The organism is Janthinobacterium longum (assembly GCF_051380735.1).
In the GTDB taxonomy this organism is placed as follows: Bacteria; Pseudomonadota; Gammaproteobacteria; order Burkholderiales; family Burkholderiaceae_D; genus Janthinobacterium.
Genome location: NZ_JBNYXQ010000001.1, coordinates 1,198,017 through 1,223,053, shown reverse-complemented (window position 1 = coordinate 1,223,053; position 25,037 = coordinate 1,198,017). Strand labels below are relative to the sequence as shown.

The 25,037-nt window shown below is 61.3% G+C and carries 18 protein-coding genes; 11 read left to right on the top strand and 7 right to left on the bottom strand.

Annotated features, from left to right (window positions below):
* Positions 1-18 precede the first annotated feature (18 nt).
* Together ACQ4WM_RS05525 and ACQ4WM_RS05520 are read right to left on the bottom strand one after the other, a co-directional pair.
* A complete protein-coding gene (locus ACQ4WM_RS05525) occupies positions 19-813 on the bottom strand; it encodes a hypothetical protein (protein WP_436545678.1) in 795 nt (264 codons plus the stop codon).
* 3 nt (positions 814-816) lie between these two features.
* Entirely contained in the window at positions 817-1,734 is a 918-nt protein-coding gene (locus tag ACQ4WM_RS05520) for a hypothetical protein (RefSeq protein ID WP_436545677.1), read from the bottom strand.
* An 872-nt stretch (positions 1,735-2,606) separates the two neighbouring features.
* Here ACQ4WM_RS05520 and ACQ4WM_RS05515 point away from each other — a divergent pair.
* Positions 2,607-4,445: a sensor domain-containing phosphodiesterase gene (locus tag ACQ4WM_RS05515; protein WP_436545676.1), complete on the top strand. Its 1,839-nt coding sequence runs from the start codon at positions 2,607-2,609 to the stop codon at positions 4,443-4,445.
* Positions 4,446-4,454: 9 nt separating this feature from the next.
* Here the strand turns inward: ACQ4WM_RS05515 and ACQ4WM_RS05510 are convergent, their stop codons facing one another.
* From ACQ4WM_RS05510 to ACQ4WM_RS05500, 3 genes are all read right to left on the bottom strand, one after another.
* The gene (locus ACQ4WM_RS05510) at positions 4,455-5,231 is read right to left on the bottom strand and encodes a transporter (RefSeq protein WP_436545675.1); all 777 of its coding nucleotides are present in this window, start codon (positions 5,229-5,231) and stop codon (positions 4,455-4,457) included.
* Between the two features lie 143 nt (positions 5,232-5,374).
* The gene (locus tag ACQ4WM_RS05505) at positions 5,375-5,926 is read right to left on the bottom strand and encodes a hypothetical protein (protein WP_436545674.1); all 552 of its coding nucleotides are present in this window, start codon (positions 5,924-5,926) and stop codon (positions 5,375-5,377) included.
* Positions 5,923-8,160 carry a protein kinase domain-containing protein gene (locus ACQ4WM_RS05500; RefSeq protein WP_436545673.1) on the bottom strand — a complete coding sequence of 746 codons (2,238 nt, stop codon included), beginning with the start codon at positions 8,158-8,160 and terminating at the stop codon, positions 5,923-5,925. Before ACQ4WM_RS05500 ends, ACQ4WM_RS05505 begins: the two co-directional genes overlap by 4 nt.
* A gap of 206 nt (positions 8,161-8,366) precedes the next feature.
* Between ACQ4WM_RS05500 and tssF the strand changes: the two genes are divergently transcribed.
* The 9 genes from tssF to ACQ4WM_RS05455 all read left to right on the top strand — a co-directional run bounded on the left by tssF (position 8,367) and on the right by ACQ4WM_RS05455 (position 20,700).
* Positions 8,367-10,214 (top strand): type VI secretion system baseplate subunit TssF, encoded by a 1,848-nt coding sequence (tssF, locus tag ACQ4WM_RS05495; RefSeq protein ID WP_436545672.1) that lies wholly within the window; start codon positions 8,367-8,369, stop codon positions 10,212-10,214.
* A complete protein-coding gene (gene tssG / locus ACQ4WM_RS05490; protein ID WP_436545671.1) occupies positions 10,211-11,221 on the top strand; it encodes a type VI secretion system baseplate subunit TssG in 1,011 nt (336 codons plus the stop codon). The genes tssF and tssG overlap by 4 nt, the downstream gene beginning before the upstream one ends.
* A gap of 28 nt (positions 11,222-11,249) precedes the next feature.
* On the top strand, positions 11,250-14,003 hold the full coding sequence (locus ACQ4WM_RS05485) for a type VI secretion system Vgr family protein (RefSeq protein ID WP_436545670.1): 2,754 nt from the start codon (positions 11,250-11,252) through the stop codon (positions 14,001-14,003).
* Positions 14,004-14,027: 24 nt separating this feature from the next.
* Positions 14,028-16,250: a T6SS effector phospholipase Tle3 domain-containing protein gene (locus tag ACQ4WM_RS05480; RefSeq protein WP_436545669.1), complete on the top strand. Its 2,223-nt coding sequence runs from the start codon at positions 14,028-14,030 to the stop codon at positions 16,248-16,250.
* Positions 16,251-16,317: 67 nt separating this feature from the next.
* Entirely contained in the window at positions 16,318-17,661 is a 1,344-nt protein-coding gene (locus ACQ4WM_RS05475; protein ID WP_436545668.1) for a hypothetical protein, read from the top strand.
* 19 nt (positions 17,662-17,680) lie between these two features.
* A complete protein-coding gene (locus ACQ4WM_RS05470; RefSeq protein WP_436545667.1) occupies positions 17,681-17,944 on the top strand; it encodes a PAAR domain-containing protein in 264 nt (87 codons plus the stop codon).
* 240 nt (positions 17,945-18,184) lie between these two features.
* On the top strand, positions 18,185-18,856 hold the full coding sequence (locus tag ACQ4WM_RS05465) for a response regulator (protein ID WP_436545666.1): 672 nt from the start codon (positions 18,185-18,187) through the stop codon (positions 18,854-18,856).
* The gene (locus tag ACQ4WM_RS05460; protein WP_436545665.1) at positions 18,840-20,207 is read left to right on the top strand and encodes an ATP-binding protein; all 1,368 of its coding nucleotides are present in this window, start codon (positions 18,840-18,842) and stop codon (positions 20,205-20,207) included. Before ACQ4WM_RS05465 ends, ACQ4WM_RS05460 begins: the two co-directional genes overlap by 17 nt.
* Before the next feature lie 82 nt (positions 20,208-20,289).
* Complete coding sequence (locus ACQ4WM_RS05455; RefSeq protein WP_436545664.1) at positions 20,290-20,700, top strand: YgiW/YdeI family stress tolerance OB fold protein; 411 nt, start codon at positions 20,290-20,292, stop codon at positions 20,698-20,700.
* 90 nt (positions 20,701-20,790) lie between these two features.
* Here ACQ4WM_RS05455 and ACQ4WM_RS05450 read toward each other — a convergent pair whose 3' ends face one another.
* Complete coding sequence (locus ACQ4WM_RS05450) at positions 20,791-21,105, bottom strand: hypothetical protein (protein ID WP_436545663.1); 315 nt, start codon at positions 21,103-21,105, stop codon at positions 20,791-20,793.
* A gap of 175 nt (positions 21,106-21,280) precedes the next feature.
* Here ACQ4WM_RS05450 and ACQ4WM_RS05445 point away from each other — a divergent pair, with 175 nt between their 5' ends.
* Positions 21,281-21,718, top strand: coding sequence for a T3SS (YopN, CesT) and YbjN peptide-binding chaperone 1 (locus ACQ4WM_RS05445; protein WP_436545662.1), 438 nt, complete (start codon positions 21,281-21,283; stop codon positions 21,716-21,718).
* Between the two features lie 2 nt (positions 21,719-21,720).
* Here ACQ4WM_RS05445 and ACQ4WM_RS05440 read toward each other — a convergent pair whose 3' ends face one another.
* Entirely contained in the window at positions 21,721-24,897 is a 3,177-nt protein-coding gene (locus ACQ4WM_RS05440) for an EAL domain-containing protein (protein WP_436545661.1), read from the bottom strand.
* Positions 24,898-25,037: the final 140 nt, after the last annotated feature.

Below are 25,037 nucleotides of genomic sequence, written 5' to 3'. Positions count from 1 at the left end.
ATGGCTGGGAAGCTTCGTTTATTTTTTCTTGTGAGAGCGATACCCATGGCAATCGATATTAGCGTGGTTCGTTGATTTGACCGAGAAGGTCGATTTGGCGGAATCGGTCATGGTGAATCCCGTTCCCTTTTGGTGCTCGACGTCATAGTGGAAGGCATCGATCAGCTTGAGCGAATACTTCCACTGCTTAGGAAATGGCGTGGACCCGTGGTAAGGCCCCGCGTCTTTCCATACCAAATCGGCTCGGTCCACCATGAACATGGGCGAGTTCGGGGTATAAGCCTTTCGATGGTCTCGCTCAAATTTGTCAATTTTTTTCGCCAGTTGCGTATAGTGTTCAGCGCCCCGCCCGAAAATTTCGCATGCTTCCCAAATGTCTTCGTGGCCCGCCTTCCGCGTGAACAGGTTGGCAGGAAGAATGAGAGGGCTGCTTTTGTCGCGTGGCATGACATGTTCGCGCCAAAGCTCTTCCTCGGCGAGAATTTCGCGCACATAAGCCAAAAAGCGAGTGGCGTCGTTGGCCGCAGCCCACATGGGCTCCGCATCACCCCAGCGAAAGCGAAAATGTTGGCGGATCTTTTGCGCCACCACGCTACGGTCGCCCGTTTGTTGGAAGCCAACGATATGAGCGCTGTCAAGATCGGCGGCTTTCTTAAGCAGATCGTCGACCGCTGCAATGCCAATGTGTGAAAGTTTCTCAGACCCAGAAACAAATTTGATCTTCCACGCGCCCTCCCGCATGATTGGGGAGAGGGCGGCCGTTGCTTGGCGCACCAATCTCAACGGAACTCCTGCCAAAAGAGCAGTCGGCATTTGTCAAAGCCCCTTGGCTCTCCATGCCTTCGCGACCAAATCCAGCGGAATGGATATCCTGTGAAGGTCGTCGTCGCTGACCACCTCGGCCAAGGCCGTGAAAAACTCCCGTCCGAACGCGCCGGCGAGCACGTCGGCCTGTGGAACGGGAATCTGCTCCGCCGCCGGGACTTGCTCCGATGTCGCGCTGTTTTCGGAGATCCACGCGGACTTCCACTCCAAGCCGCTATCGGACGCCCAGCGCTGAAGCCTAGTCAATATTGCCCTCATGCGGAATCGATGCCACGCTTGCGACAGTTGCAGGTTTTTGATTTCCCTAGAGAATGCGCCAAGAGGTGAGGTCGCTTGGAGCGCAGCGGACAGCCTAGCTTTATTCTCATGGGGAAGGGTTTCTTCCGTTGAGTCAATGAAGGCTGTGCGGTCGGCGATCTCTTGCTCAAAGCTCGCCTTGGGGAAAGGCAGGGCGTTTTGCGGACGAGCTTGCCCATGCCCAAACCAGTTGATTTCGTCGCTTTCGCGCAGATAGAAAGGATCAGCGTTAGAGCGTGCTCCCAAGCTGGTCAAGGCCAAGAAGATGTCGTCCCGTAGGCGATTGGCTCTGGAATCGCTAGGGCTGGAAAGAAGATCCGCGCGATCCGACGGCACTATCAGGGCGTCTTGACCAGGGCGAGTTTGAACGATGACGACGTCTTTGAACGATTCTACGAAGGGAAGAAATTTTTTGAAAGGGGCGGGAGGAAAGTCGAGCCCTTCCACCTCAGCTCGCCGCTTCAACAGCTGGCTGAACGGAGCGCCCGCCACGGGCCTGTCCGGATTCCTTGACATCGCCTCCTGCAAACATTCAACAACCAACGCGCGCCATTGCTGATTCATTTTTTGTCTTTCGTTTGGACGAAAAACAGGCGCATAAAATGCGCCCATCTTTCCACTGCTTAGTATCCATAATCCACATTGCAGGCCAAGCGAGCCGCGATCGGCGCCCTCCATGTAAGCGATGTGGACGCTACTACATAGACGACGCGCTAGCTTGGTCAACGAATTCCGCGCACGACAATAAATAAATTGGCTGTTCGGAAACGTCCTGATCATAGCACGGTTGCCGGATTTTGGCAAAAGGCTCAAAGGACGGAAAGGAAGGCAGTGTCCAGACGTTGGCGGATCGCTTAAAACGACGCGCGAAAGGCATGGGCAGATTGTTAGGAAAACCTCAAATTACTGATGATTTCGACCACGCCGTGAGCAATGCATTGAGATCATACGATTCATATGTGGCATGCTTGACGTTGAGGGGATACAAGGGGGACTGAAAAAAAATATGAGGCCGATGAATCGTTCCGCGTGGGCTAGAATTGCTGCTTAAAAGTCGCACGCTGGTATTGTTGCATCATCGGCGTGAGCTTGCTCCTGGCAATGTTGGCGAGCTCGTGGTTTGACTGCATATTCATGTAAGTCTTTGAAGGTAAACGTTGTTCTGGAGGGTGCTGGCCGCAGCAAGCCGTACTTTACCATTACCGACCCGGCGCGAAGGCCACGCAGCAGCAACTTTGACAGGAAAAAGTCTGATTGTTCGGCTGAAGCGCTACGCCGTCAAACAACGTAGTAAACCGTAAAAAATTTCATTTGGCCAATGAAAATTACTTCAATGTAATTTCGGGGTACTATATGTGCTTCCAGGCATTTTTCTTTTCAAGTACCCTGACCTTGTATTGTATTGAGAGAAATATTGCCAACTACCAGGCGTGACCAACGCCCGGGTTGGACTGGCCAATTCTGACGTGCAACCAGGCCCGACCATGACCAACCCCGATTCCTGCCATATCAATGAAGCGCGCCGCATGCAGGCGCTGCGCAAGCTCAATCTGCTCGACACCCCGCCCAGCGAGGCGTTCGACCGCATTACGCGCATGGCTTCGCGGCTGTTCAACTTGCCCGTTGCAGCAGTGTCGCTCACCGATACTGATCGGCAGTGGTTCAAGTCGCGTGTCGGGATAGACCACAGCTCGATCCCGCGCATGAAGGCGCCATGCGGTGAAGTGGCAGACGAAGGCGAAACGCTGGTCATCGCCGACTTGCTGGCCGATGAGTATTACCGCGACAGCAGGCTGGCGACAGACGGTGTGCGCTACTACGCGGGCGCGCCACTGGTCACGCAGGACGGCCATTGCCTGGGGGCCTTGTGCGTGCTTGGCACCGCGCCGCGCCAGACGACAGACGAGGAAATCAGTTGCCTGAACGACCTGGCAGGCATGGTCATGGCGCAGATCGAGATGATGCATGCGATCGGGCGCGTTGACTCGATCAGCGGCCTGCCGAACCGCACCCAGTTCATCGAGGATTTCGATGACATGCAAAACGAGCGCCCCAACGGCGAGTGGCGCCTGGCGATCCTGATCAACCTGGCGACGCCGGAACAGCTGGCGCACGCCGCGCGCGCGATGGACTCGGTCTACCTTGACGTGCTGGTCAACGATGCGGCCGCATGGATACGCGACGAAATCGGCAATGGCCGCAAGGTGTATCACGTGGCGACCACCCAGTTTGCGGTGCTGGGCGCGCCGGGCATGACGCTCGATGTGTGCATACCCTTGATCGAAGCGAAGATTGCCACTGCGATCGCTACCATCAAAAGCAGTTTCGTCGCCACCCCCGCCGTTGGCGTGGCGCCGTTCGAAGTGGGCACGGCCGATTGCCTGAGCGTGCTGCGCCGCGCCCAGAGCGCGGTCCACGACGCTACGGAACGCGCCAGCCATGTCGCCGTATATTCCGCCCATGAAGACAGTTTGTACCGGCGCCGCTTCACCTTGCTGGGCGACTTTGCCACGGCGTTGGAGCAAGACGACCAACTGCGCCTGGTGTTCCAGCCGCGCATCGATATCGCCAGCGGCCTGTGCGTGGGCGCCGAAGCGCTGCTGCGCTGGAACCATCCGACGCTCGGCCCCATCGGCCCGGCCGAATTCATCCCCTTTATCGAGCGTTCGCGCCTGGCGCAGGCCACTACTGCCTGGGTGCTCAATGCCGCGTTGAACCAGCAGCGCGCCTGGCGCCAGGCGGGGCTGGCCCTGCAGTTGTCGCTCAACGTATCTGCGATTAACCTGCTTGAACCGGAGCTGGCCAGCCGCGTGGCCGAGGCGCTGGACGAGCGCGGCCTGCCACGCGACTGCCTGGAGCTGGAAATCACCGAAAGCGCGATCATGGCCCAGCCTGCCCGGGCGAATGCGACGCTCGAGGCGCTTGCCGCCAGCGGCGTGCACCTGGCGATCGACGACTTCGGCACCGGCTACAGCAGCCTGGCCTATTTGCAGCGCATGCCGGCCGACGTGGTCAAGATCGACCAGTCCTTTATCCGTGAACTGGAAAGCGATCCCCGCCAGCAAGGCCTGGTCAGGGCCATGATTTCGCTGTCGCAAGACCTAGGGCTGCGGGTAGTGGCCGAAGGGGTTGAAAACGAGGCAGTGCTGGCCTTTTTGCGCCAGGCCGGCTGCGACGAAGCGCAAGGCTACTGGTTTGCGCGGCCCTTGGAAACGGAGGCTTTTACCGCCTGGTATGTCGGCCGCATGGTGGAGCGGGGGCAGCAATTGTCACTCAACAGCATGCCCGGGGCAGCCGGGCCGAAGGTGTTGTCCACTACCTGAGTGATGCCGCTACCACAGGCGTGCCAGTGGCATCACAAAGCCGCTGAAGAACGACCAGCTGGGCGAGGCGCGATTGAGTCCGCGCGCAAAGCCGAAGTCGATCGCCAGCCGTTTGGTCGGGCTGTAGGTAGTGGCCAGCAGCAGCTGGGCCGTGCTGTCGGCGCCCGAGCGGCGCGTACCCGACAGCTCGCCCGTGGCACCCCAGTGTTCGTCCAGCGGTACTGACAACGACAGCGACGCGCCCGTCTGCACCCGGCCTTCGCCCGCATCGACGGCGCCCATGCGCGTCAGGTTCAAGTTGCTGTCCATATGCACGCTGGCGATATCCTGGCTGTAGATGCCATTGACGCTGTAGTCCGCCTTGCCACTGCCGATCACCTTGCGCGCCGTCGGCACCTTGGCGGCCAGCTCCACGCCGAAGGCGGTGGCCGGGTTGACCAGGAAAGCGTGCTTGAGTTCGACCGTGGTATCGCCCAGGCCCTGGTTGCGCCCATTGCTGCCGTCACGCTCGGAAACAAAAGCTTCACCGCCCAGCACCACGCCCCAGGCCTCGTTGAAGGCCAGCTTGACGGTATAAGGCAGGCTGGCCCTGCGGTCATCGTCCAGCCTGGTTTGCAGGCCACCCAGTTCCAGTTCCAGCTGCCCGGGCACCGGCAGTTGCGCCGGACTCGATACGGATGGACGGTAAGGTGTCACCGCATCGTCTGCAGCTTGGGCGTGCACGGTGCTGGCGGCGGTGCACAGGCAGAGCAGGGCGAGGTGGGGTAGCGACTTAAGAACTGGCATGGCGGGCTTTCGGGTGGCCGGGGAGGCGATTATATGATAGTCGTCCCGCCGGCCTGACTTTCAACGTCGGTTGGTGCTGCTCAAACAGATTTTTCAGGTTCTGTTGCAGCGAAAGCACTCGATGCAGGGATGATGTCAATGGCTTACGGTTTGACCCTTCCGCCGACGGATGCTTCCGGATCAAAACTGAATACCCGCAATTCCGGCAACGCTTGCTCGCCGCGAATGATACGCACAGTCATGACGAAGATCAGTTCCCAGCGGCCTTTGTTCTCAGCGACCTCCAGTGTCTGTTGCCATTCCTGGCGGATACGGCGCAGGTCGGGCTGGGCCGGGTCTGGCGGCAAGACATGAGTTTTGAAATCGAGCGGTACGGCATAGGTAGCACCCACGCATTGTACGAACGGCGACGGCGGCGAGTAAAGGGTGGGGAGCTCGGGCGCGATCTGGGTAATCTGAGGTATGGTGATCAGGTTGCAATCGACGATCTGGAAATCAAGAAAGCCACCGGTACCGCAACAATTGATATCGAGATAAACGTGCTGGCCCGGCTGGAATTGCACGCCCCCCGTATCAGGACCCTGCTGCGGATGGGCACTGCCGTCGCAGGAGGTAAATGTATAGTTGAGTTGGTTGGTGATCTGGTTTGCATCGAAATGAACAGATAACTTCATCCAGGGTTTTTCGTAGGTCATATTTTCTGATTTCTTTCCAAGTTAATAAGTAAATCCTGGTAGCGAGCATCTCGCCGTAATGCCAATAGATCGGGCGCCGACTCGATCAGGTTGATGGGATAGCCGCGTGCTACAGCCTGGCGCAATGCAGTGATCGCTTCATTGCGCATGCCAAGCAGCTCATAGCTCAGGGTTGCCCTGAAATGGATGTCCGGCAAACCGGGCGCAAGTGCGGTGGCATGGGCCAGGTGCTTCAACGCATCGTCGCGCGATCCGGCATAGGCAAAATACAAGGCCAGTCGCGAGTTGATCGTGGGGTCGTTTGGCGAGTGCTGCAGCATGACCTTGATGAGCGCAATTGCACGGCGGTAGGAATCGTGCGAGCGCTCGATCTGGCCGGGAACCCAGCGCTGGGCGTCTGCCAGATTCGCCCATAGCAGGTAGTTACCCGGATTTCCTTTATTTTCTGAAACCGCATTCTTGAATGCCTGGACTGCACCCAGATAGTTACCCTTGTTGAACAGGGCATTGCCGAGATTGGTATATAGCTCCCAGTCTGGCTGCACTTGCAGGCCTTGCTGCACAACTTGCAGCGCTTCGTCGCTGCGATCTAGCCGTTCAAGCGTAGCGCTGAGCTGTGCATATGCCGAGCTTACGTGAGGCGCCATCTGTATCGATTTCCGAAACAGCGTTTCAGCAGCGGTGTAATTGCCCAAGTCATATTCCATGATGCCCATGAGGTTCACGAAAGTAGTATCGTCCGGATAAAGCATCATGGCCTTGTCCAGCAAGGCACGTGCCAATTCAATTTTTTGTGCATGGATCAGCAGGCGTGCCTTGCCATACAAACCCATGGGATTGGTCGGGTCCAGGTTCAAGGCGATGGTTGTTTCCTGAAGGGCACGTGCGCGGTCGCCTCGGTGCTCAAGCACCCAGGCTTGCGCCACATGGGCGAGAGCGAGCTGGTCGTCGGTTACCAGTGCCTGTTTTGCCGCCACTTCCGCCCGCTGCAGCCAGGTTTCGTCACGGCTGGTGCCCAGATAGCGCAAGGTGAAAACCAGTGACAGGCCTGCATTGGCAGCCGCGTGCTCCGGATTGTGTCTGATGATGGTACTGAAATGTTCAAGTGCCTGCTCTTGCTCGGTATCTCGATCAAACGCGCGCAATGCCGCCATTCCGGCTGCCATGCTTGTCATCTCTGAATACAGCACGCTTGTTTTTTTATCGGTGAAGAATGATGCAACGACTGCGGTGACATTGGGCCACTGCCAGGCTGCCGCAGCAGCCGCCAGCACGAAGCCGGCACCGATTTGCAAGGTCCGTTTGCGCGGAACCGGCAGGCGAATGGCGACACTCGAGGGGGCTTTCGGCTGCAACGCAGTCTCCGCTAACGGCAAAGGAGCAGTGCCTGATGCGTTGCGATGCGCCGCAATCGCCTCGCGCACATCACGCATGGTCCTTGGCCGCTCCAGCGGTTCATGCGCCGTCATCGAACGCACCAGCGCATCGATGGCTGGCGGCACGGACGATGGCATGGCCGCCCAGACCGCGTTCGATTGCATATGGGCAGCGGCCAGGGCCAGGCCGTTCAGGTGGGCGAACGGGCGCTGGCCGGCCAGCATTTCGTACAGCATGGCGCCCAGCGCATAGATGTCGCCGCGCATGTCGGGCAGGCGGCCCATCAGGCGCTCGGGCGCCATGTAGGCAATCGTCCCCTGCAGGTCGCAAAGCAGCGTGGTTTGCGTCGCTTGTGGGTCCAGCTGGCGTGCCAGGCCGAAGTCCAGGATGCGCACCTTGCCGTTTGCTTCCAGCATCAGATTCGATGGTTTCAGGTCGCCATGCACCAGGTCCATCGCGTGCGCTTCATCCATCGCGTCGGCGATCTGGCTGGCGATATCGAGTGCCGTGTCGAGTTCGACTGACGCAGCGTGCATGAACTGCCCCAGCGTCTGGCCTTCGACCAGTTCCATCACGATGGCCTGGCTCTTGCCGTCGCCATCGATGGAAAAAATGCGCACGAAGGCGGGGTGGCGCAGGGACGCCGCCAGGCGCGCTTCCTTGAGCAGCTTCTCCGGATGCAGCATGTCGGCATGCTGCTTGAGGCGCTTGAGCGCCACGCTGCGGCACAGCTTGGCGTCCCACGCTTCATACACATGGCCATAACCGCCTTCGCCCAGCAGCCGGCGCATTTCGTAGTGCGCGCTGAGCGTGTCGTCATGTGGTGCAGCTTGCTGCACCGGATCGAGCAATTCCATAGGGCGTGGGGCGCAGTAAATTGATTTTAAGTAACTTCCCGATTTAAAGCGATTGTTTCGAATAAGTCAATTACTATTGATAAAAAATGAAGATAACTTGCCGTGCAAGATGATGAAGTGTGACCGGGAAACTTGTTTAATCGCAACTTTGATGGTGGCCGCTGCGCCAATAATGCAAGGGGAACCTGGCATTGGGGAGGGCGGTGATGGACAAGCTGCTGCACTATTACGAGCGCGAACTGGGCACCCTGGGTGCGCATAACCAGATGTTCGCGCGGCGCTATCCGGCGCTGGCCGGCGCGCTTGGCATGGCTGGGGGCGAAGCCGGCGATCCACACCTGGCGCGCATGCTGCAGGCGGTTGCCATGTTCAATGCGCGCACGGCCAAGCGGCTTGACGATGCATTTGGCCAATTCAGCGATACCCTGCTGGATGTGAATTTTCCGCATTATCTGCGGCCGTTTCCGTCGTGTTCGATTGCCCGCGTCGACAATGATGACCATGACGATGTCGGGCCGGTCGTGATTCCACGCGGCACCGTCATGCATGGTCAGGAGCAGCAGGGCGTGGCCTGCAAGTTCAGTACGGCCTGGGATGTGACGGTGGCGCCGCTGCGCCTGTTTGAGGTGCGCTATCAAGCCGTGCTGGCGGCGCCGCCAGCGCTGCACCTGGCCAGCGAACTGGGCTCCGCCATCAGCATCGGCGTCGAAGCCACCGGCGCCGTGCCTGCCCTCGGCAACCTGGCCGTGCCGTCGCTGCGCTTGTTACTCGACGGTGAGCCGGCCTTGTGCGCGAGCTTGCGCGACGCCCTGTTCCTGCATGTGCGCGGCGCCTGCGTGGAGATCGTCGACGGCGCTGGTGCGGGGCGCTGGCTGGTGCTGGGCCAGGTGCCCGTCGCGGCGGTCGGTTTTGCAGCAGGTGAAGCGTTGCTCCCGTTCCAGGCCACCTCGCACCCGGCCTATCGTTTGCTGACCGAATACTTTGCCTTTCCCGACAAATTCAACTTTATCGATATTGAGTTGGCGCAAATCCAGGCGCTGCTGCCCGACGATTGCCGCCGCTGCACCGTGCACTTGCTGCTGGCCGGCGTGCACGCCGACTCCGCTATCGCACGCATCCTGCGGCCTTTGGCTAAGCGCAACCTGCTGACCGGCTGCACGCCGGTCGTCAATCTGTTTGCCCAGGCGGCCAATCCGCTGCGCCTGACGCACACCAGCGTTGATTACCCGCTGCTGCCGTCCGTGCGGCAGGCGCATTGCTATGATATCTACAGTGTCGACAGCGTGCATGTGCTCGGTACCAGCGGGCAAGATGCGGCGCTGGACACTTATTCCCCTCTGTACTCGATGCGCCACGGCGAGGCCGGTGGGCGCCGCGGCCGTTACTGGCTGGCGCGGCGCGACGAAGTCATGGCGCTAAGCCACCCCGGCTACGAGATGCGCATCGCCTTTGTCGACAGCACCATGGCGCCGCTGCATGACAGCACGCAGACCGTGTCGATCAATCTCACCTGCAGCAACCGCGACTTGCCGACCCGCATGGCTTATGGCGCGGCCGGTGGCGACTTGCGCCATGAAGGGCCGGCCAGCAGCTTGCCGGTGCGCCTGCTGCGCAAACCATCCGCTCTTTGCCGCTTTGCCTCGGGCGCGCCGGCTCACTGGCGGCTGATTGCCCAGCTGTCGCTGAATCACCAGTCGCTGGGCCAGCAGGGCTTGCCGGTTTTCAAGCAAATCCTGGAGCTGTACAACTTGCCGGGTTCCGCCAGTGCCGCGGGCCAGATCGCCGGCATCACCGGCTTGCGCCAGCGCCCCGCCAGCACCTGGCTGGCAGACGAAGGGGGCGGCAGCCTGGTGTTCGGCATCGAGGTATTGCTGACGGTGGACGAGGAGGCCTTTGTCGGCAGCGGCCTGCATGCGTTCGCGCAAGTGATCGAACATTTTCTCGGGTTATATGTGCACCTTGCCAGCTATACCCGATTGATCGTCCTGTCGCACCAGAGTGGAAAGGAGTTGCTGTGTTGCCTGCCCCGCAATGGAAGCCAGACCCTGCTGTGATCCCTGAGCTTATCCCTGATTTGATCGCGCAACTGCTGGCGCGGCCCGGGCGTTTCGATTTTTTCCAGGCGCTGCGCCTGCTGGCGGCCTGGCTGGCGCAACAGGGAGTGGCAGCGGACCTGGTATTCGAGCAGGTTCTGCACCTGCACGGCAGCACCAGCCTGGCGTTTGCGCCTGGCCAGATCGAAGACTGCTGGACCGATGACGAGGGCCGGTTTCATGTGCGCGCCGCCATGATCGGTTTTCTGGGCCTGCACGGCAACCTGCCGCTGCACTACACCGATACGATCGACCGCCATGAGCGTGACACCGGGGACACCGGCCCGCGCGCCTGGCTCGACGGCCTCTCGCAGCGCGCGCTGAGCTTGTTTTACCAGGCCTGGGCCCGTTACCGCATCGAATGCCAGGGCAATGACGATGGCGGCGACTTCCTGCCGCTGCAACTGGCGCTGGCCGGCATTGCAACCGATGCGCGGCAGCCGGTACCCGACGGCTTGCCCGCGCATGTGCTGGCCCATTACGCCGCCCTGCTGCGCCAGCGGCCGGCCACGGCCGAAGTGATGCAAGCCGTACTGGCCGACTATTTTGGCGTGGAAATACGGGTGCAGCGTTTTATTGCGGCCTGGGTGAGCCGTGCGCCACACGAGCATACGCGACTGGCCGGCAGCAATGCGGTGCTGGGCGGCGGCGCCATGCTGGGCGAGCGCTGCCGGCGCGCCGACCTGCGCCTGAGGCTGCGGCTGGGTCCCTTGTCTCGCGAGCAATATGACGACTTCCTGCCAGGGCGCCCGGGTGCGGTTGCCCTGCGCCAGATGCTGGCGCTGTTCGGTTTGCCGTGCATCAGCTTCGAGGTGCGACTGGTGCTGCGCCGCGACGCCGTGCACGGTTGCACTTTGGGCGGCAGCGATGGCGCCTGCTTGGGCCAGCATGCTTTTCTGCTGACCGAGCCGCCACAGGCCGACCGCGACGACATGCATTACGAGCTGCGTTTTGATGGTTCCGCCTGAGATATCAGCCACATGGGGAGGGCATGCCGTGGAAAGTGACAACGATTTTGCACAATGGATGGCGCTGGAAAAAAGCTTGATGACGACGACCAACCGGCCGCTGCGCCTGCGCCTGGCTTACGCGCAGGGCATCAATGACGATGTATTGCTGCCGCAGCGTATCCACGGCACGGAAACCCTCTGTGGCGGCATCGACTACCGCATCCTGTGCGTGGCGACCGACGCGCAGCTGCCGCTCAAGCAATTCATCGCCGTGCCGGCCGAGTTGCAGATCGTGACTGACCGTGGCGCGTTGCGCAGCGTGTGCGGCATCGTCGCCGAGGCCAGCGCCGGCCAGAGCGATGGCGGCCTGGCCACGTATCAGCTGGTACTGCGCGATGCGCTGGCGCTGATGGACAAGCGCATCAATACGCGCGTATTTCTCGACAAGAACGAATTGCAGATCGTGCAGCTGCTGTTCGAAGAATGGCGCCAGGGCAATGCCATCCTGGCGGCCAGCCTGGCGCTCGATATCGAGCCGGCGCTGGCGGCGCGCCAGCATCTGCCGCGTGACTTCACCATGCAGCACAATGAATCGGACGCGGCCTTTATCCGCCGCCTGTTGCGCCGCCGCGGCATCGCTTGGTGCATCTGTCCGGGCCAGCCCGCGACGCCGGGCGCGCAAGGCGACGACTTTCCCGCTCACACCGTGCTGCTGTTCGATGACGCCAGCCGGCTGGCGCAAAACGCGGCCGGCCTGGTTCGCTATCACCGTGACGACGCCACCGAACAGCGCGATACCGTCACGGCCTGGAACGCCGTGCGCCGCTTGCAGCCGGGAACGTCCGAGCGTCACAGCTGGGACGACGCCCACCCGCTCAACCCGCAATTCATGCACACGCGCGCATACGGCATGGCGCAGCAGGGCGCCAACGGGCAGCAACTGGCGGCCACCCTCGACGATTACATCGTGCAGATGCCACAGGCCGGCGCCGGCAGCGACGATCATGCCCGGCTCGGTGAGCTGGCGATGGCGCGCCACGACCTGGAAACCAAGTGCTTCGAGGGCGAAGGCTGTGTACGCGATTTTTGCGCCGGGCAATGGTTCAGCTTGCAGGGCCATGCGGAGATCGACAGCCATGCCGTCGAGCAGCGCAGTTTCGTGATCACGTCGCTGACGGTATTGGCCAGCAATAACTTGCCGAAGGGCGTCGATGCACGCATCGACCGCCTGTTTGCGCAGAACCACTGGGCCGTCGATGCAAGCCTGGCCTCGCCAGCGGATGGCACCGTCTTGCGTTACCGCAACCGTTTCAGCTGCGTGCGGCGCGGCGTCGCTATCGTGCCCGCGTTCGACCCGCGCAGCGACTTGCCCGTGGTGTGGCTGCAAAGCGCGCTGGTAGTGGGCCCAGGCAATGAAGAGGTGCATTGCGACGCGCTGGGCCGGGTCAAGGTGCGCTTTGTTGCCACGCGTGCGCAAGACCATGCACATGCCAACGGCTCGGGTGCCTCGAACACCGAGCGCGATTCGGCCTGGGTACGCGTTGCATCGAGCTGGACCGGCAATGGCCCCGGCATCGGCCGGCAGTGCGGCGCAGTGAGCTTGCCGCGCATCGGCAGCGAAGTCCTGGTCGATTTTCTTGGTGGCGACCCGGACCGGCCCATCATTGTCGGCCAGCTGTACAACGCGGTGGCCGTGCCGCCCGGCCTGAGTGAGCGTGGCGGCTTGCCTGGCAATCGCTATCTGTCGGGTCTGCGCAGCCGTGAAATACGCGGGGCGCGCGGCAATCAGCTATGTCTGGACGATACGCCGGGCCAGATCGGCGCCCAGCTGGCCAGCGACCATGCGGCAACGCAATTGAACCTCGGTCATCTGAGCGAACCGCGCAGCGGTGGCGCCGGCCAGCAGCGTGGCGACGGGTTTGAATTGCGCAGCGACGCCAGCGGCAGCCTGCGCACGGCCCGCTCGCTGTTGATTTCAAGCTGGCAGCAACTGGCTGCCAACGGCAAGCAGCTTGACAGCAGCGAGCATGCGGCGCTGATGAAAGAGTGCCTGGAACTGTTCAAGTCGATGGGCGAATACGCCGCGCAGCACCAGGCGCTGGCGCCGGAAACTGCCGGCAGCGAAGCGCTGGCCAGCGCCATCGCGGCCGACAAACCGGTAATCAGCATCACCGCACCCGACGGCGTGGCTCTGTCCACGCCGAAAACCATCGCCGGCCATGCCGGTGGCAATATCGACCTGGTGGCCCTGCAGCAGTTACAACTGAGCGCAGCGCAGCGCTGCAATATCAATGCGGGCAAGGGTCTGTCGCTGTTTGCGCACCAGGACGGCATCGTGCAAGTGGCGCACTACGGCAAATTCTTGCTGCAAAGCCAGCACGACCTGCTGCAGGCGGATGCTGCCACGGAAATCCGTTTGTCGGCCGGCACACGACTGGTCGGCATGGCGCACGATGAAATCACCTTCATGACGACCGGTGGCGCCTATTTGAAACTGTCGGGCGGTGCCGTCGAGCTTGGCGGGCCGGGTGCCCTGACCATCAAGACCGATGGTCACCACTGGAACGGTCCGGCCAGCATGAAGGCGGAGCTGCCCGTTTTCAGTGAAGGCGACCTGGGCCGCGTGCCGCAACTGGTACGCGCCACCGACGGCAAGCCTGTCGAAGGCGTGGAGGTGCATATCGAGCGCGAAAACGATAGCGCCCTGACGGGCAAGAGTGACGCCAACGGGCGTGGCCCCAAGGTGCTGACCGATCATTTGCAAAGGCTGAAAGGCTTTTTCTTCAGCCGCCGTCCATGAACCTCGATGACAGGACTTGCCACCATGACCTTTGATCCACGCCCACCGCTGTGTGACGACCCGAAAGTTGACCTGCACGGCCAGTTTGCCTGCAGTGCCGATTATCTGCAAAGTGACAAGGTGACGGTGCAGCAATTGCCGCTGCCGGGCATGATTATTTTCGTGCACGGCGTCAATTCCGATGGCGAGTGGTATGAGGCGGCAGAACAGGGCATGTGCAAGGGGCTGAACAACCGCCTCAAGCGCTGTTGCGAACACCTTGTGCATCACGGTGTAGAAGGCGGGGAGCTGGCGCCTGTCTCCTACGGCAAGGAAATCACCGATGACGGCTTTCTCAATCCCGAGATGTCGGCCGACACCCTGATTATGGATGCGGCCAGCTTTTCGCCCGTGATCCGCTTCCGCTGGGGCTACAAGGCTTCCGGCGAGGAACTGCAGAAGTATGGCAAGGGCATTTACCTGAATGAAGAAGACTATTGGGGCGGCGGGCCGTTTGCCAACGGCTGCAGCGCACTGGCCGATTTGTGGCAGGATGGCCTGAGCCAGGACTTGTTTCTGTGGACCACCATCGAGCATATGAACCCGTTCCCGGAACGGCAGGTGTTCAGCTGTCCACCGCGGCCGTATTTCGTGCTGGCCGCATATCGCCTGGCCAGGCTGGTCGAGGCGATCCGCCAGCAGCAGGCCGATGTGCCCATCACCATCGTCTGCCACAGCCAGGGCACGATGGTGGCGATGGCGGCAGCATTTTTGGGCGCAAAATTACCGGCAGTGGAGGGCAAGTTTGCCTGCGTGGCCGACAATTATGTGATCTGCAATTCGCCTTACAGCGTAGCGGAAAGTAATTTTTCCGAGAACTGGATCGGCAGCAATCTGCGCGCCGCCGATGGCAGCACGGGCCGGGTCACGGTGGACGCGCGCCTTGAAACGTTGAAGAATTTCTTTGAAATCATCCGCCAGCGCGCCAGCCTGGGCGAAGTGCAAACCGATGAGCGCATCGATGAGTGGATGGCCAATGCGCAACATGGCTTTACCGCCGCTGCCGACCGCGAACAATATGGCATCGCCGGCGCCGCGCGCGGTGGCAAGAAATCGTCGTATGGCCGCGTGACCGTATATTGCAATCCGCACGATATCGTGGTGTCGTCGATCGCCATCCAGGGCATCGGCTGGCGCGGCCTCAATGGCGCAGAGCTGGCGGCCACCAATGCCGCAGGCGTGTATGTGCAGCGCGTGTTTGCACAGGGTTTCGAGGTAGGCAAGCAGGGCGCCTATGACTACTGGCTTGATCACTGGCGACGTCCTGAGCCTGGCGGCAAGGATTTCTGGTTTCCGGCGCAGAAATATGCGTCGTACTCGATCAAGCGCGGCATGGACGCGAGCGAGAGCGAGTTTGCCACCATCCTGACGGTGGGCTTTGCGCCGCTGTTCCTGCTGCTGACCAAACTGGTCAAAAAACCCACCAATGCCTCGCCTGACAAACACTGGAAAATCGAGCTGGCTGCGCCCGACCTGACACCGTCATTCACGCCCCAATCTTTGCGTTTCGGCGAACTGAGCGACAAATTCGACGAAGGCTATGACCCCGCGGGCGAATCGCGCCAGGCCGGCAAGCAGCGCACGCCGGACGATGATTATTTTGCCAACCATGCCATTCCGCGCGGCGGCCTGCAAGGCGAGGAAAAAAGGCTGGAAGCGCAAAGAATGGACATTGCAAAAGGCACAGCCGACGACGAAGCGCGTTTGCGCTACGAACAGCGCGCGGTCATTCGTGCGCAGGCCATCCGCGAGAAAAAAGTTCCCGTCGGCCAGAAAGTAGAACAGGAACTGCCCCACGCCACGCCCGGCGCCGATTATCTGACATGGCGCGGTGCGAAGGTCGAAGAAATGCTGCGCATCCAGGCCGGCGCATATGCCACCGACCACTCCACCATTATGACCAATCCCATGCACGCTGAACGGGCGCTGGCGTATGACGTGGCGGTGGGGGTGTGCAATATCAAACCTGAGGCGTTGCGCAAGTTGCGGGTGGCGGCGGATTGGCGGTTGTTGGATGGACTGGATAAGCACAATCCAGCAAAACAGTTTGGCGAATATTTCAGCAAGGCTAAACGTCACAAGATGACCTTGTCAATATGGGCAAACCAAGAAGGGGGTGAGGTTTTCCTGCCTGAAAAGATAATAAATAGTCGAGAAAATCCTGCTCGTGACACAAGGCCGAACTCGGGAGAACTAGTCCATGGATGAACTTTGCTGAATCTTTCATTCATTGATGCCGGGTAAAAACATCTATTTACCAATGGGGTGGATAATTATGTCGAAATCATTTTTCATTTATGTAGTCATGGTGTTTCTTGTTCTATGTGCTATAACCGCCTGCACTCATATTCATTTATCTTCCAAGCCGCTGGAGAGCGCCCTTGTCGATCCTTCTGCTCGTATCAAAAGACCTTTTATGGCCCAAGTTGTCGGCTTGCAATGGCTTAACCCTTTGCAGCGTAAGGACTACCCGACGCAATGGCAATTATTGTGGACCTTGGGACTGGTGAAACCGAATCCTGGCGATGAAATGGTCCGGGATAAGCCGGAAAAATACTCCAAGCTTCAAAGCATCACATCTGTTGCCGTAGGAAATAATGGTTCAGAAACATTCGATGGCTATCATGAGAAATACGTCGAAGAGATGTTCGATTTGATGTACAGCGTGTACTACGCGGATCCAGAATATTTTTATAATGTCCATTCAACGGAAAATAAGTCTCGTTGGCGTGAACTGGCAGGTATCCATATCGAATATGCTTTGCCAGAAGGTAAGCTTGATCCGGTAGAGACAGAAAATTTTGTCCGAGAATATGTAGCAGATGTTTTTAATATTGGAAATATCCATTCGCCATCTCTCTGGACCCGTTCCACTCCGCCAGACGTTCGCCTGACCATGGGCGGCCCCAACGCCGGCTTTACCTCCCTCTCCGCCGCCCTCGACTACCTGCAAGCCCACCCGAAAGAAACCGTCTGGGTCATGAACTGGGATGCTCCCAGCCGGCCCCTGGACCGGCAGATCAACGAAAACCTGGTGCTGCTGATCCTGGCCGGCCCCGACTTCAAGACCGAGCGGGCGCCGCTGGCCTGGCTCGGTTATCCGAGCACAAAGTCTATCGCCGACTTCGAGCTGAAAAAGGGCGAGCCTCCGCGCCTGGTGCAGGCCTGGACGGCGGCCATTGCGGACGCTGCAGAAAAAGTGGGCAAGGTCGATACCGATATCGGCTATGTGATCCACGATGCGGGCAATACGCACAAGGATTCATCCGATCGTATCGGCGCGCTGGCGCAGACACTGACGATGGAGCTGCCGGAATTCGATTTTCTGAAACAAAGCTTCAATCTGACGGCCGTGCTGGGCGAGACGGGCGCCGGCACGGCATTGACTAATGTGGCGCTGGGGATCGCTTACTCGCATCACTTCGGCAAGCCAGTATTGATCGCCGGTACCAGCGATCTGGCGGCCCCCGTGGCGCTGGTAGTAGCACCACCGGCTGTGGTGCGGCCGATCAAGTTTGATCAGCCATGGTTCCGCGCGCGCGGTGGCAATCATGCGTATCTGCCGTGGTGGGGGTTGCGCAATGATGCGCCCGAGTATGTGCAGGGGTTTTCGCAATGAACACTGAGCAGGAGGCAGCATGCGTGGCGTGATTCGTTTGAACGACCCCACCAGCCACGGCGGCAAGGTGATGGGGGCGGCGCCGAACAGTACGGTGCTGGGGGTGGCTGTGGCGCGCAAGGGCGATCCCTGCATGTGTCCGGTCAAGGGCCATGTGCGCTGCACGATTGCGGAAGGCGATCCGCAGGTGCTGATCGATGGCGTGCCGGTCGCCTTCGAAGGCCACAAGACCACCTGCGGCGCCACTCTGATTTCCACCGTGGGAACAAGCGGGCGCGGCTGAGGTTTTGAAATCAGGCCAGGCAGCTGTCGATGGCGCTGGCCAGCTTGTTGACGATCTCCTCTACATGGCTGCTGTCGATGAGGTGTGGCGGCGCTGCGGCTGGCCTGGCTCGACTGCCTGTATGTTGTACTTTAGTATTGCAAACAGCATCAAGTGTATTGGCGTTTTTAAGATGGCGTTCATCTTGCCGCTCCACACTGGGCGGGCCATACTGGCGGCTGACTTTTTCTGGAGCATCCCATGCGCATCCTGCTGGCCGAAGACGATATCTCCCTCGGTGAAACCATCCTGGCCTGGTTGCGCCTGGACCAGCACGCCGTCGACTGGGTCGAACGCGGCGATTCGGCGCAGACCGCCCTGATGACCCATCACTATGATTGCGTGCTGCTCGACCGGGGCCTGCCGGGCATGAGCGGCGACGCCTTGCTGGCGCAATTGCGCAGCGCCGGCAACGCCGTGCCGGTGATACTGATCACCGCCTTCAATGCGCTGGCCGACCGGGTCGAAGGGCTGGACCTGGGCGCCGACGATTACCTGGTGAAACCGTTCGAACTGGAAGAGATGTCGGCGCGTATCCGGGCCGCCGTGCGGCGCGGCGCCAGCCAGGTCAGCAATGCGCTGGCGCACGCCGGCATGGCCCTCAATATCGAGACCAAACAGGCCAGCTTGGACGGCCAGCCGGTGGCGTTGACGGCGCGCGAATACCATGTGCTGTACGCGCTGCTGCTGCGAAAAAACAGCATCGTCACGCGCGCGCAGATCGAGGAAGCGTTGTACGGCTGGGGCGATGAAGTGGAAAGCAATGCCATCGAAGTGTATATCCATAACTTGCGCAAGAAATTCGGCGCCGACAGCATCGTGACGGTGCGCGGCCTGGGCTACCGGCTGAAAAACGATGACAGCCAGCGCTGAACTCACGCCCTGGTCGTTGCGGCGGCGCCTGCTGGCCGCCATCGTGGCCGCCAGTACGGTGCTGTGGCTGGCCAGCCTGGGCATCGTCACCATCATCGCCTGGCATGAAACCAACGAGGTGTTCGACGATGCGCTGGAGGAATCGGGCCAGATGCTGATGGCCGCCACCACCGACTGGCAGCAGCGCGGATTGCTGGAACGCGCGCAAGGGGCCGGCGGACCGGCGCGCAAGGTCGACATGCAGTACCAGATCGTGGTTGGCGGCAAGGTGGTGCAACGCAGCAGCGGCGCGCCGGCGCAGCCTTTCGTGACGGACTTTGACGATAGCGACGGCTTTGCCGACCCGCAAGTGGCGCAGCGCCGCTGGCGCGTATTCGTGATACGTGACGAGCAGCGCCACTTCGAGGTGCAAGTGGGCCAGCAATACAAGAAGCGCTACGATATCCTGGAAGAACTGGCCGAGCACCTGTGGCTGCCGATCGCCGGCTTCCTGGTGCTGCTGGCGCTGGTGTGCTGGCTGCTGACGGGCAGGGTGCTCAAACCGCTGCGCGCGACCGCCGCGGCGATTGCCGGCAAGAGTCCCGACGACCTGGCGCAGGTGGAACCGGCCGGCCAGCCGCGCGAATTGCTGCCCATCGTGCAGGCCCTGAATGGCGTGCTGGCGCGGCTGGACACGGCGCTGCAGTCCGAGCGCCGCTTTACGGCCGACGCCGCCCACGAACTGCGCACGCCGCTGGCCGGCCTGCACATGCATGTGCAACTGCTGCAGCGCCAGCATCCCGATCTGGTCGCGCCATTCCAGAAGCTGCGCCGCGATATTGCGCGCGTCACGGCGTTGGTCGACAGCCTGCTGACCCTGGCACGGCTGGACCCTTTGGCGCGCGGGCAACTGGCCAGCCAGCCCGTGATGCTGGCGCCGGTGCTGGAAAACCTGTTGGCACTCCACGCGCCAGAGGCGGCAAGGCGCAGCATGGTGCTGGCCGCGCGCTGCGAACTCGAATCGGTTGAGGCAGACCCTGCCATGCTCGATATTGTGCTGCGCAACTTGCTCGACAATGCGCTGCGCTATTGCCTTGACGGCAGCCGCATCGAGTTGGTGGCCGAACTGCACGCGGGCCGGCCCCGCATCAGCGTGCGCGACAATGGGCCCGGGGTGGACCAGGCCAGCCGGCAGCGCCTCAGCGAGCGCTTTTTCCGCGTGCTGGGCCAGCAGCAATCTGGCAGTGGACTGGGCCTTTCCATCGTCAAGCGCATTGCCGACTTGCATGGCATTGCGCTGGCGTTCGGTCCTGGCCTGGACGGTCGAGGCCTGGGCGTGACCCTGGATTTCCCAGCCGGGGCTGCACCTTAAGATACGGTTAATGTCGGCTCGGTGTAATGCGCTTGTGCCTGCAGCGACAGGCAAACTCCACCACTACCGAAGAGGATTGACCATGAAAAAAATACTGACCATCTCCTGCATGAGTGCCATGATTGCCGCCTCTGCCTTTGCCATCGCCCAGCCTGCCGGCTACACCGGGCCGTCGAATACGGCGCCCGCCGCTGCAAGCGGCTACACCGGCCCATCGAGCGTGGCCTTGACCACGGCGAAGGACGTGCTGGCCAAGGCCAAGGACGATCAATACGTGAAGGTGAAGGGCAAGCTGACCAGCCACAAGGGTGGCGAGGAGTATGAATTTACCGATGCCAGCGGCAAGATGACGGTGGAAATCGACGCCAAGCGCTTTCCACAGGGCGTCAAGATCGACCATACGACGCTGGTGGAACTGACCGGTGAATTCGACAAGGAAACCTTTGGCGAGTCGACCCTGGACGTGAAACAGGTCAAGGTCGTGACGAACTAAGTCGCATGCGCCCCAGCAGTTCGGCCAGGCGTTCGACGGCGGCGATGCCGGCCACGATGGACGGGAAGAACGAAGGGTTGGTGACGGCGATCACGATGCTGGCGTGCGCTTGCCGGACCCTGCGCGCGGGCGCAAGCGGGCGAACAGGTGTGGGCCAGCCTTGCGCCGCTGCGGCCCGCTGGTCAGCACGCGCAGGGCGGTGGCCAGCGGCACGTCGTGGCAGTGCAGGAACAGGGCTGCCGCGCCGGTGCCGGCCATGTCCTGCAGCGCCAGCGCATGCTCGACCAGCGCGCAGGTGCGCATGTCCAGCCGCGCCGGGATATCGGGCTGGAATAATTGATGAGGAACTGTTTGTGCGCCACCCATGCCGCTCTCCGCCGCAATGTGATCAGGAACTGACAGCATAAAAGTGCCGTGCCGTTTTACTTTGCGGCAGATCAAGTCTGGCGCTAAAACGATGCTTTCAGGAAAATTTTACTCGCGCTCAAAATAATTTTGTATTTTGGGCTGGTAGCGTCGTTGAGGAGGTATGCAGCGGCACCATCACGGTTTGCCGGCATCGCCCCTGAAAGGATCTACCATGGCCAGCAATACTTCCGTTACCGCATTCCTGCTCCAGCATCTGCAAGCCGAAGGCTACCAGGCCAGCCTCGATAGCGATGGTGACATCGCCTTCCGCTTCGAGGGCATGGGCTATGTGCTGTGCTTCGATGAAGACGACGCCCAGTTCGCCAAGCTGATCTTGCCGAATGTCTGGTCGATCGATACGCCGGAGGAACTGCAGCGCGTGCTGGCCGCGCTTGACGAAGTCAACCGCCGCATCAAGCTGGTCAAGGGACATGCCGTGCGCGGCCAGGTCTGGTTCTGCATCGAGATGCTGCTGGTCGACCAGCGCCACTGGTCGGTCTTTTTGTCGCGCGCCACGCGGGCCATCTCGCACGCCACGGCCATGTTCGCCGCCGAGATGCGCGCCAGCGCGGTGGCGGCGCAAGCGATCGCCGACGCCGGCGCGAACTGAGATCAGGCGCAGGCCGGCAAAGGCTGCTCGATGCCTTCCAGCCAGTCCAGCAGTTGCGTCTGCGGCATCGGCCGGGCAAAATAATATCCCTGTAGTTCGTCACAGCCGGCATGGCGCAGCACAGCGGCGTCGGCCGCGCTTTCCACGCCTTCGGCCGTCACCGTCAAGCCCAGGGTGTGGCCGAGGCCGATGATGGCTTTGGTAACAGCCAGATTTTGCGCCGACTCATGGATGTTCTGCACAAAGCTCATGTCGATCTTCAGCTTGTCGAGCGGGAAGCGGCACAGGTAGTTCAGGCTCGAATAGCCGGTGCCGAAATCGTCGATCGACAGGCCGAAGCCCAGTGCCTTTATCTGTTGCAGGATGGCGATGGTCTCGTCCACATTGTTCATCAGGATCGATTCGGTCAGCTCGAATTCGATCTGGCCCGGCGCGACGGAAAATTCTGCCAGCACCTCGCGCAGGGTCGCCAGCAGCGCGCCGTTTTTCAGCTGGATCGCCGACAGGTTGATCGAGACGGCGATGGCGCCGATGCCAGCCTGGCGCCAGGCCACATGCTGGCGGCACGCTTCGCGTATCACCCAAGCGCCGATCGGCACGATCAGGCTGGACTCTTCGGCCACGGGAATGAAGCTGTCGGGCGCAATCAAGCCCCGCTGCGGATGGTTCCAGCGGATCAGGCCTTCCACACCCTGCAGCAGGCCGCTGATAGCGTCGATGCGCGGCTGGTAGTGCAGCACCAGTTGCTGGCGCTCGATGGCGTGGCGCAGATCGCTTTCCAGGTGCAGTCGCTGCAACTGCTGGTCCTGCAGCTGCGGCGAGAACATGCGCGCGTTGTCGCGCCCGCCGCTCTTGGCCTGGTACATGGCGGCGTCGGCGTGGCGCATCAGCGTGTCGAGGTCGTCGCCATGGTCCGGGTACACCGCCACGCCCACGCTGCACGACACATACAGCTCGCTGCCGGCCACCTGGTGCGGTGCGCGCATGGCGGGGATCAGGCGCTTTTCCAGCAGGTGGCCGATGGCCTCGACATCGTCGATGCCGTTCAGGATGACCACGAATTCATCGCCGCCCAGGCGGCTGACGGTATCGCCGTCGCGCACCAGCTGCAGCAGGCGCCCTGACACCGATTGCAGCAGCGCGTCGCCGACATGGTGGCCCAGCGCGTCGTTGACGTTCTTGAAGCGGTCCAGGTCGATGAACAGCACGCCGACCTTTTCGCCATTGCGGCGCGCCTGCGCGATGGCGGCGGCCAGGCGCAGGTTCGATACATGGCGGTTGGCCAGGCCCGTGAGCGCATCGTGATGCGCCATGTGCTCGATCTGGCGCTCGCTGGCCTTGCGCTCGCTGATGTCGAGCGAGCTGGCGATAAAGTGGGTAGTAACGCCAGCCGTGTCGCGCACGGCGTTCATTACCAGCCAGGCCGGATAGCTTTCCATCGACTTGCGCTGGATCGAGATTTCGCCTTGCCAGTAGCCACGCCGCACCAACGTGTGGCGCAGGTTGTCGAGTTGTTCGGGGCTATTGTCGGGCGCCAGCAGAAAGGCCGGCCGCTTGCCGATCAGTTCCACCAAGTCGTACTGCGAATGGCGGCGGAAGGCCTGGTTGACGGCGATAATGCGCATGTTCGCGTCCATCACGATCAGGCTTTCGGCCGAGGCCTCGAACACCTTGGCCCACAGTTCCAGGCGCGACTCCATCTGCTTCATCTTGTTGATCGGCGTGAAGGTCGACAGCACCGCGCGCTGGCCCTGGTAGTCGATCAGGCGGGCCGAGATCAGGGCCCAGGTCGGCGTGTCACCGCTATGCCACAGCACTTCGAATTCATCGACGGCACCGAGGTCGCTCAGGCGCTGGAAGAAGCGCGAACGGGCCTGCGCGCTCATGCCGCGGCTCCAGGGATCGAGTCCGAGTCCCTGCTGCCATGCATGCGCGGCCTGGTTGGCGTGCAGCACCTGGTGGTGCGGGATCGAAGTGACCATCAGCGGAATAGGAATCGCGTCGACCAGCTGGCGTTGTGCATCAAACGAGCTGGCGCGCGCCACCAGTTCCTGCTGCGCCACGCGCTGGAAGTCGAGCTGTTCCAGCATGCTATTGAAGGCGCCCACCAGGCGGCCGATTTCGTCCACGCTGTGCCAGTCGGCGCGCAGGCCATGGTCGCCCGTTTCGCGCACCTCCTGCGCCACGCGGGCCAGGCGGCGGATTGGCAGGGCGATCTGGCGGGCGACGAAAAACACCAGCCCCAGTATCATTACCAGCAGCAGCACGGCGGTGCCCAGGTGCAGCCACATGCGCGTGAAAAAGCCGTCGACCCGCAGCTGGATCAGGCGCTGCAGCTCGTCCTGGGCATCCTTCCAGGCCAGCTGCAGCGCGGATACTGCTTGCGCGTCGCGCAGCAGCAGTTCCTGCCGTCCGGCCGGATAGGCTTCGGCGCCGGCCAGCGCCTGGGTGCTGGCGCGGAACTGGCTGACGGCGTCGCGCAGGGCCGCGCGCGAGCCTTCCAGGTGACGGCGCAGCAGCGGCGTGCTCGCTTCGAATGCTTCCGTGTAGTCGCTGCCGATGCCGCCCATGGTGGCGTCCATGCGCCCCTCCAGGATCAGGAACTGGGTCTGCATGCGCTGGCGCTGCGCGCCTTCGGCGGTGGCCAGCTTGAATGCCAGTTCACGCATGCTGTTGATCACTTCCAGCAGTTCCGGAAAGCGCAGGATCACCAGCGACATGGTGTAGTAGCTGTCGAGGTCAGGGTCGAGGATCAGATTTGATTGATTGGCCACGCGCGTCAGCAGTGCGCGCCCGGCAACAAACACGGGCGACGGCGCGATAGTGTCGGTGGCTGTGCTGACTTTGTGCGGTTGCGCCAGCAGGGCGCCAAATTCGGCCGCCAGTTCGGCGCTGCGCATCGTGCCGCCCAGTATGCTTTCGGCGTGGGCGATGTTTGACGCCGCTTGTGCGCCCCGGGTTTCGGTGCTGGTGCGCGCGAGCGGCAGCATGGCGTCGCGGACCACGGCGATATACGCGTTGCCGGCCATCTCCTTGCGCGAAAAATCGATGGCGATGTATTTTTCGTTGATCAGGATGCCGGAGATGAAGATGACGGCGGACAGGTCAAGCAGGTAAATCAGGGCCAGCTTGCGCCCCACCGTCAGCTTGCCGATAAACCGCGAGATTTTGCCCACCATGCCTGCACCGCCTTGTCGTCAACCGATGTTATGGTTTCTTATGTGCAATTTCCATGCCAGAAATTACATTATTTTCGACGTGATGTGAGTGGTGTTTGCACCACGCTGGTGCAATGGGGCAGCACGAAAAAAAGGCGGCG